Genomic DNA, 7321 nt, shown 5'->3' on the forward strand with positions numbered 1-7321 from the left:
TCTTGCCGCGCTTTCGTCTATGCGGCGGCATGGCGAACCTCGTGAGCCTTCGGAAGCCTCCCCCCCGTCCGGCAGGACCAAGCCGTTTGACCGAAGGGAAAACATGGCTTGCTGCAAACCCAAATCCGCCGGGAGTGATGCCACATGACGGGTCTGGAAGAGCCGATATGGGGAACAGGGCGGAACGGCAGAAAACAGACTGGTGGCGGATGCATCATTGCTGCGCCCTCCGTTGCAACTCCGGCCAGACCTCCGCGCGGAAGTAGCCCCGCAGAACTTGCCGTTCCGGCATGCGCAGCCCGCCCACACTCACCGGGTGACGTTCCTCAATGATGCGCTCTCGCTCCTGTGGCGAAAGCTGCACGGCCCACGCCTCATATTCTGCATCCATTCTCGCCTCATGGGCGGCGGCAAGCCGGGTCTGTTCCTCTGCCGCGTCGCGCTCCGCTTGTTCCTGCGGGGAAATGTAGCCAGCAGGACGCGGGTAGTAGCCTTGCCGCGCCAGAGTCTCAAAAACCCAGTTTGCGGGCTTTTCAATGGGGTTTCCCTTGGAGTCTTTGCGCGTTCCGTGACTCATTTCCCATTCAGCATGGGCAAGCCCCTGAAGTATGCGTGTGGTGGGAATGGCTATCTTGTGCAAACGCTGGCATATCTGGCGGATTTGCGCCGTGCCGAAGCCGTCACGCGCCAAGGTCGGCCAATGAAAGCTGATATCCTCCTCTGTGAGTTCTTCAAGGCGGTGTTCCGGCTCCGTGCTCTGAGAAGAGACAGATAGATTCTTTCTGTCTATCTCTTCTGATAGAAGAGAAGCCGCCGGACTGCTGCTGCGGTACGCGGCAGACTCCGCTCCTGACTCCATGATAAAAGTGCATGGCGGAATATGCAGGCAAGGGTCTTGCGCCAGAGCGTAGCGATTGCCCTTCAGCCGTCCGCGTGATGCGCGGGAGCGCAAAAGAAAGTTACGCGGAAACATGCGCTCAAGAGCGCCGCGAACCGCGCCTTCCGTGGGGTTCCCTCCAAAATGACGGCCTACCAGTTGCGCTATCTGCCAATAGGGCAAAACCTCCTGATGCGCCTTGATGACGCTGAGTATATTGATCTGTAATGCGGAAAATCCCTGAGTGCATTGCTGCCTGTGCTCCATGCCTTTCTCCATGACATACTCCTTGGCAGACGCCATGCATGCACGAGAACATGCCAAACTGCATGGCTCAGTCCGTGAACCCGTGCCTGAATGCGTGCCCTTCTCCATGTCTGACTCCACGTCAGGGGAGGGGCACTTCGCCCTGGGCCACAAACTCCATGAGGACAGAAAGCCGATAGCGAACCGCGCTGCTGCCGGGCAGTTTGATATATTCCGGTGGTAATGAGGCATAGCGGCGCTGTTGCAACGCCCTGTCGGTAAGGCCAAGGTAGTTGGCGGCCTGCTTTTCGCTGAGCAGGATGTGGAAGGGGTCGTTCAGTACAGGGGTACAGTCTTTTTTTGTGGGTGAGGTTATCCTCGGTGTGCGGTTAGGCATTACATGCTCCTCACGGTATAGGGTGAAGGAGCCTGTAAAAGAAAGGCTCCCATCGGATTTGATGAGAGCCTAAAGGAAATTTTGGGGTATGCCAGTGAAAGCCTCAAATCGGCGCAAGGCTTTTTTTATAAGTTATTTGTATGAATTATTCTTGAGATGCCTCCCTGCCTGTCAGCTTGCAAAAGGCCGGGAGAAGCTTCCAAAACTTGAGAAGTGTGCTTGCGGGTAGCCCCGGAAGGATTTCGCCAAGTTCTTCCAAAAAAATTTCTTTTTTTATTACTTTTTCTGCTTCTTGCCCTTCTTCAGCTTTAAGCCTGACGGACTTTTCATCAATTTTACGATATTCTCTATAGAATAGGGGGATGACCTTTAATAGATATGTCGCCAACTTTTGGGAATCATTTTTTTGAATCCCCATATTTAATTTTTCAATTTCCGCAAGAATTAATTTTAGATTTGATTCTTCATCTTTTCCATGGCCACATTGAAGAATTTCATCTAAGTTTTTGAAACGCGGTTCAAATTTTTTTAACTCATCGCGGTCAAAAACTATTCTTGAAAAATCATATACCTGATGCCCATTCTTGAATGTTATGTCAGGGTAACATGTTTTTGGTGTGTATCCAGTTTCTTTAAAGTTTGAACTGTCAGTACACACTATTTTTGTTCCAGCAACACGAATATATGGCCTTGCAAAAACTTTATCTTCACTTATCAAAGTTTGCCTTATCAAAATAGATAGACATTCTTCCGATAGACCACGCCAGTATTTTAATATATCTGTTGCAGATATGGGGTCACAGAAAATTTTTTCTTCTCTTTTATGCCAAGGCTGTAATAGAGGTTCAACATAAACTACTGCAGTTCTCAAAAAAAAGCTGATGCACCTATGAAAAAATAAATATAGTAAATCTTTCATTTATTTCACCTATCAACAGAAATTATTGATAATAAAATACAATGAGGTGTGTATAGAGATTTTTCAGTCACTGACTTTGCATTGGCCGCGATTTGCGGCGAACTGCTGCGACCTATCTTCATCAGCAATACAATGACTTATTACCCCTTTCTCATCCAAGGGGGAAGACGCAAGGCACGTCTTGTCAAATTCGTGCATGCTCTTCTCATCAATGATGTCGTGCTCGTATAACCCTTGGGCTGTCTCGTGAATAGCAGCGGAAACATCGCTTTTATAAAGTTCTTTCATCGCGTTCTCCTCATTTCTGTCGGGTAGTGGCTGCAGAATACCGGAGATTTTTGAAGTAACAAGGATGCGGTGTTTATGTTCAATTTTCTCCGCAAAGTTTACGGCGAATCTTGCCTTTGAAGCGAATAGCTGGCATATTCACCGCAAGAGGTGCGGAGATTATGCGATATATTCACGAAAGGCCGGAATGGCCAACATTCCAATGGGACATTGCCCAACTGGCAGAGTCGCTTGCGGCCATACGCCACAAACAGGGCTTGCTTTTAGGCCGGATGAACGCTCTTGGCTTTTCTATCCGAGCTGAGGCCGGATTGGAGACTCTGACGCTGGATGTAGTGAAGTCCAGCGCCATAGAAGGAGAATCCCTTGATGCGGCGCAGGTGCGCTCTTCACTGGCTAGAAGGCTTGGTATCGACATCGGCGGACTTACGCCCGTGAGCAGAAACGTGGAGGGCGTTGTTGAAATGATGCTGGACGCCACACAACTCTATGCTGAACCGCTCACGGCTGAACGCCTGTGCGGCTGGCATGCTGCCCTCTTCCCTACTGGATACGGGGCGTCACGACGTATCACCGTGGGCGCATGGCGCAAGCCCGAAGCTGGCCCCATGCAAGTCGTCTCCGGTTACATCGGCCATGAAAAGGTTCATTTTGAAGCCCCGGCGGCTGAACGCCTTGATGGTGAAATGAGCCGCTTTCTGGAGTGGTTCAACGCACCTTTACAGCTTGACCCCGTGGTGAAAGCGGGCATAGCACACCTCTGGTTTGTAACCATCCATCCATTTGAGGACGGCAATGGGCGCATAGCCCGCGCCATTGCCGACTGTGCCCTAGCGCGGGCCGACGACTGCCCGCAACGCTTTTACAGCATGTCCGGGCAGATCGAGCGGGAGCGTAAGGAATATTACGATATTTTGGAACGTACACAAAAGAGCGGCTTGGACATCACGCCTTGGCTGAACTGGTTCCTTGGCTGCCTTGGGCGGGCCATTGAGGGCGCAGACGAGACTTTGGCCGCTGTCTTCCGCAAGGCCGCTGTTTGGCAACATGCCAATCAGCACCCGCTCAATGAACGGCAACGGAGTATTATCAATCGTCTGTTGGACGGGTTCGAGGGAAAACTGACGAGCGGGAAGTACGCCAAACTGGCAAAATGCTCACCAGATACCGCCTTGCGGGATATCCGGGAATTGATTGAATACGGCATATTGCGGCAAGGCGAGAGCGGCGGGCGGAGCACAAGCTACGAATTGGCAAGCGAGTACACCACAACCCGATGGCTTTGATCCGAGTGATTTCTTATGCTGCCCGCTCCGCGTTTTCCCCGACATTTTTCCCGACATTTTTCCCGACATTTTTCCCGACACTGGCATGACGGTTAACCAACAAAACGTTGCCCCATACGATTACTTGGCATCGGGAACGCCAAGAAAGTTGCCCACAGCTTCCGCCGCCCGCTTCAACGCCTCGTCTTCCAAATGCGCGTAGCGTTGCGTCAACGTGGGGTCTTTGTGCGTCAGCAGCTTTTGCACATGGGAAAGCGGGACGCCGTTGGACACGGCCACACTGGCAAAGGTATGCCGCAAGCCGTGCAGAGGGCGGAAGTCCTTGGGCAGTCCCGCAGCGGCCTTAATGGCGTTGACCTGTTTGTTCATGTCGATCATGCGGCTACGCCCATCCTTGCCGGGGAATACATATTCACTGCCGTTGTCGCCCACTTCCGCCAGTAAGTCCTTCACAGGCTGTGTGAGGGGAATCCGTTCATCCCTATTGCTCTTGGCCCCTTCCTGCTTCTCACCCACGATATTGATAAAGCCGTGCTCAAGGTCGATGTGCGCCCATTTGAGGCCGAAAAGCTCATTACGGCGCATCCCGGTATAGTAGGCCATGAGCATAAGCTGTCCTGCCTTGCGGTTAGGGGCCGCCTGAGCGGCCTCAATGAAGCGGGCGCGTTCTTCCTTGGTCAGCATTTCCGTTTTGACATTGTTGAGCTTGGGCATCTCAAAGTGCAGCCGTGACGGGTCTTGCCACGCGCACAGTCCTTTTTTAACGCCAAAATTGATGACGCGCCGTAAAAGCTCCAACACGTTCTTGGTGGTTCCGGCCTTCTTGCCGGATTTCAGGAGCTTCAGCCGCAAGGTGTCCACCATCTGCGTGGTTAGCTCTTCGGGTGATAATTTTGCAAAGCCGCTCAGGTAGTTTTTGAAGCGGTTTTCGTCGGTGACAATCCCTTTCAGGCCGGGGTTGTTTTCTTTGTAGGCTTCCCAAAGCTTGCCGATTGTCCAGCGTCTGGCCTCTGCCTGAGCCTTCTCAAGGCGCTGGCGGCGGCGCTCCGTGTTAGGCAGTGTGACGCCGTTGATGCGCTGTTCGCGTATCTTGGCGGCCTTGGCAACGGTCATGCGCTCAGATTCGCGCCCTACCTTTTCTTCCACCTTTTTTCCGTCAAGGCGGTACATGATATAATAGATTTTATCTGTCTTTTCGGTGGAAACGGCTTCGCCGGAAGAGGTTTTACTCTTGGCGCGCTGCTTGCCGAGGATGTAGAAGACGCCGACTTTGTCGGTCTGGTGGCGGGTAAGTGAAGCCATGCCGATTCCTCCGTGTGGAAGTGTTCAGCAATTTATTCCCACCATATTCCCACCAAGTCAAGTCGAAAACAAGGCCATAAGGTGGGAGCAAAACGTAAACATATTTCAAAAATATTCAATTATTTCGCTATAATTAGTATTCATTCGGATTCAATGGGAACTAATGAATGTAGTGCTCATAACCCGAAGGTCGTAGGTTCAAATCCTGCCCCCGCAACCAGATTTTTCAAGCCCTTACGGAGACGAGCCGTAAGGGCTTTTTTATTTGCCCTACCCTATTCCTACCGTCCGTTATTGCACGGTGCAGCACAGCAGACCTGCAATCTACCCAAGCGCTGTCTGGGCAATCGCGCAAGTACCCTCATTATGAAAAGCGCAACCAGCGCCAGCGCCCGGCGTTTCTCACCAGCCTACAGATAGGGAGAAAAAATCCAGCAGCCCGCATTGCGCAGCTTGACAGGCAGAGACAGCTTTTTCAGTTCTTCCGCCGTGATTTCCTTGCTCTTGCCGATGACCCGATCAATGTAGCCCGCGACCTCGCCGCAAAAACTTGTGTCGAATATTTCCATATTCAGCTCGAAATTGAGCCGCAGACTGCGCGTATCCAGGTTGGCCGAGCCGATCTGGCTGTAGTAGTAGTCTACGGTAAGCAGCTTGGTGTGCGCAAAGGGCGGCGGCTGATACCACACGCGCACACCCGCTTCCAGCAGGGTGGGCAGCAGACGGAACTGCGCCCAGTGGACGTAGAACAGGTTGTTCTTGGCCGGAAGCACCACCCGCACATCCACGCCGCGCTGTGCCGCGCTGCGCAAGGCCGACACAAAGCCGTGCGAGGGCAGGAAATAGGGCGTCATGATGCGCACAGACTGACGGGCCGCGTTGACCACGCCGCAATAGATATCGTTAAGCACATCGGCTTCGGAACCCGGCCCGTCCATGATGATACGGCAGCGGCTTTCACCGGCGGGCAGGGTGCTGGCCGGGGGCAGGGGAGTGTACTTGCCTGTGCAGAATCCCCAGTTGAGCAGAAAGGCCCGCCGCAACTGGTCCACAATGGGACCTTGGCAGTGGAAATGCACATCCTGAACATACTTGGTCTTTCCGGCGGAGATATTGTCGTCTGAAATATTCATGCCGCCGGTAAAGGCTGTATTGTCGCAAACGAGCATCTTGCGGTGGTTGCGCAGATTGATGCTGAAATTGGGCGGAAACAGGCGCGGCGGAAGGAACATGGCTACGCTTACTCCGCGTTCCGCCAGTTTTTTCCACGGTTTGCGCCAGGAATAAAGCATGCCGATGCCGTCTACCAGCAAACGCACGTCCACCCCGCGCTCTGCGGCTTCAGCCATGGCATTGCCAAAATCCGTGGCAGTCTTGCCCGCATTAAAAATGTAGGTGCAGAGAAAAACCTGCTCCTTGGCCTCGCGTATGGCCTTGAGCATGGCGGGATAGGCTTCGTCGCCATTGTGCAGGGGCGTCAGGGAGTTTCCCCCGCACAGGTGCTGTTCTGTCAGACGACGGCCAATGCTCTCCATGCTGATGATGTATTCCGGTACATGCTCGGGCGGCAGTTCGGGAAAAGGAGGGTGGGCATAATCCGGCTCAAGGGGTTCCTGTCGGCGCATCATGCGGCTGGCGTGGCTTTCTGCCCTGCTGATACCGAACGTGGCGTACAGAAGCGGCCCCACAAGGGGCAGCAGCAGGGCCGTCACCGTCCAGCCCAGAGCCGCCCGAGGGTCATGCTTTGTAAGCAGTGCATGGCAAACCGCGACCCAGGACAATATGTGCACGGCCACAAGGGCCAGCGTTTCCAACACTCCGGTAATCATTTAATATCCTTTGCAATTTTACCCGCAGGACGATTGCTGTACCTGGCGGCCGACACATTACCTGCCCTGATGATGCGGATTGAGCGCAATGCGGTTGCGCTCTACAGCCACGGCCAGCTCCGGCAACAGGTCGCGCAGGGCGCTCATGTCGTTGGCCTTGGCGGCACGCTCCACGCA

At 53.4% G+C, this 7321-nt stretch carries 7 protein-coding genes; 1 reads left to right on the plus strand and 6 read right to left on the minus strand.

Annotated features, from left to right (window positions below; translation table 11 throughout):
• Positions 1–214: 214 nt before the first annotated feature.
• The 4 genes from V6C07_RS03835 to V6C07_RS03850 form a co-directional block, all read right to left on the minus strand.
• Positions 215–1156 (minus strand): hypothetical protein, encoded by a 942-nt coding sequence (locus V6C07_RS03835; RefSeq protein ID WP_333535043.1) that lies wholly within the window; start codon positions 1154–1156, stop codon positions 215–217.
• A gap of 109 nt (positions 1157–1265) precedes the next feature.
• On the minus strand, positions 1266–1520 hold the full coding sequence (locus V6C07_RS03840) for a helix-turn-helix transcriptional regulator (RefSeq protein ID WP_333535044.1): 255 nt from the start codon (positions 1518–1520) through the stop codon (positions 1266–1268).
• Positions 1521–1665: 145 nt separating this feature from the next.
• A complete protein-coding gene (locus V6C07_RS03845; protein WP_333535045.1) occupies positions 1666–2439 on the minus strand; it encodes a hypothetical protein in 774 nt (257 codons plus the stop codon).
• Between the two features lie 63 nt (positions 2440–2502).
• Positions 2503–2727, minus strand: a complete 225-nt coding sequence (locus tag V6C07_RS03850) for a hypothetical protein (protein ID WP_333535046.1) — start codon at positions 2725–2727, stop codon at positions 2503–2505.
• A gap of 161 nt (positions 2728–2888) precedes the next feature.
• Between V6C07_RS03850 and V6C07_RS03855 the strand changes: the two genes are divergently transcribed.
• Positions 2889–4013 carry a Fic family protein gene (locus V6C07_RS03855; protein WP_333535047.1) on the plus strand — a complete coding sequence of 375 codons (1125 nt, stop codon included), beginning with the start codon at positions 2889–2891 and terminating at the stop codon, positions 4011–4013.
• Between the two features lie 120 nt (positions 4014–4133).
• On the opposite strand, the gene V6C07_RS03860 is transcribed toward V6C07_RS03855, so the two are convergent.
• Together V6C07_RS03860 and V6C07_RS03865 are read right to left on the minus strand one after the other, a co-directional pair.
• Positions 4134–5315 carry a tyrosine-type recombinase/integrase gene (locus tag V6C07_RS03860; RefSeq protein ID WP_333535048.1) on the minus strand — a complete coding sequence of 394 codons (1182 nt, stop codon included), beginning with the start codon at positions 5313–5315 and terminating at the stop codon, positions 4134–4136.
• Between the two features lie 410 nt (positions 5316–5725).
• Positions 5726–7144 carry a phospholipase D-like domain-containing protein gene (locus tag V6C07_RS03865; protein WP_333535049.1) on the minus strand — a complete coding sequence of 473 codons (1419 nt, stop codon included), beginning with the start codon at positions 7142–7144 and terminating at the stop codon, positions 5726–5728.
• Between the last annotated feature and the right edge of the window lie 177 nt (positions 7145–7321).

The organism is Desulfovibrio sp. 1214_IL3152, assembly GCF_036763055.1.
Classification (GTDB): Bacteria; Desulfobacterota; Desulfovibrionia; order Desulfovibrionales; family Desulfovibrionaceae; genus Desulfovibrio.

Coding starts and splice junctions, on each gene's coding strand:
- V6C07_RS03835 (WP_333535043.1), bottom strand. CDS start 1,156: ATGGAGAAAGGCATGGAGCACAGGCAGCAATGCACTCAGGGATTTTCC.
- V6C07_RS03840 (WP_333535044.1), bottom strand. CDS start 1,520: ATGCCTAACCGCACACCGAGGATAACCTCACCCACAAAAAAAGACTGT.
- V6C07_RS03845 (WP_333535045.1), bottom strand. CDS start 2,439: ATGAAAGATTTACTATATTTATTTTTTCATAGGTGCATCAGCTTTTTT.
- V6C07_RS03850 (WP_333535046.1), bottom strand. CDS start 2,727: ATGAAAGAACTTTATAAAAGCGATGTTTCCGCTGCTATTCACGAGACA.
- V6C07_RS03855 (WP_333535047.1), top strand. CDS start 2,889: ATGCGATATATTCACGAAAGGCCGGAATGGCCAACATTCCAATGGGAC.
- V6C07_RS03860 (WP_333535048.1), bottom strand. CDS start 5,315: ATGGCTTCACTTACCCGCCACCAGACCGACAAAGTCGGCGTCTTCTAC.
- V6C07_RS03865 (WP_333535049.1), bottom strand. CDS start 7,144: ATGATTACCGGAGTGTTGGAAACGCTGGCCCTTGTGGCCGTGCACATA.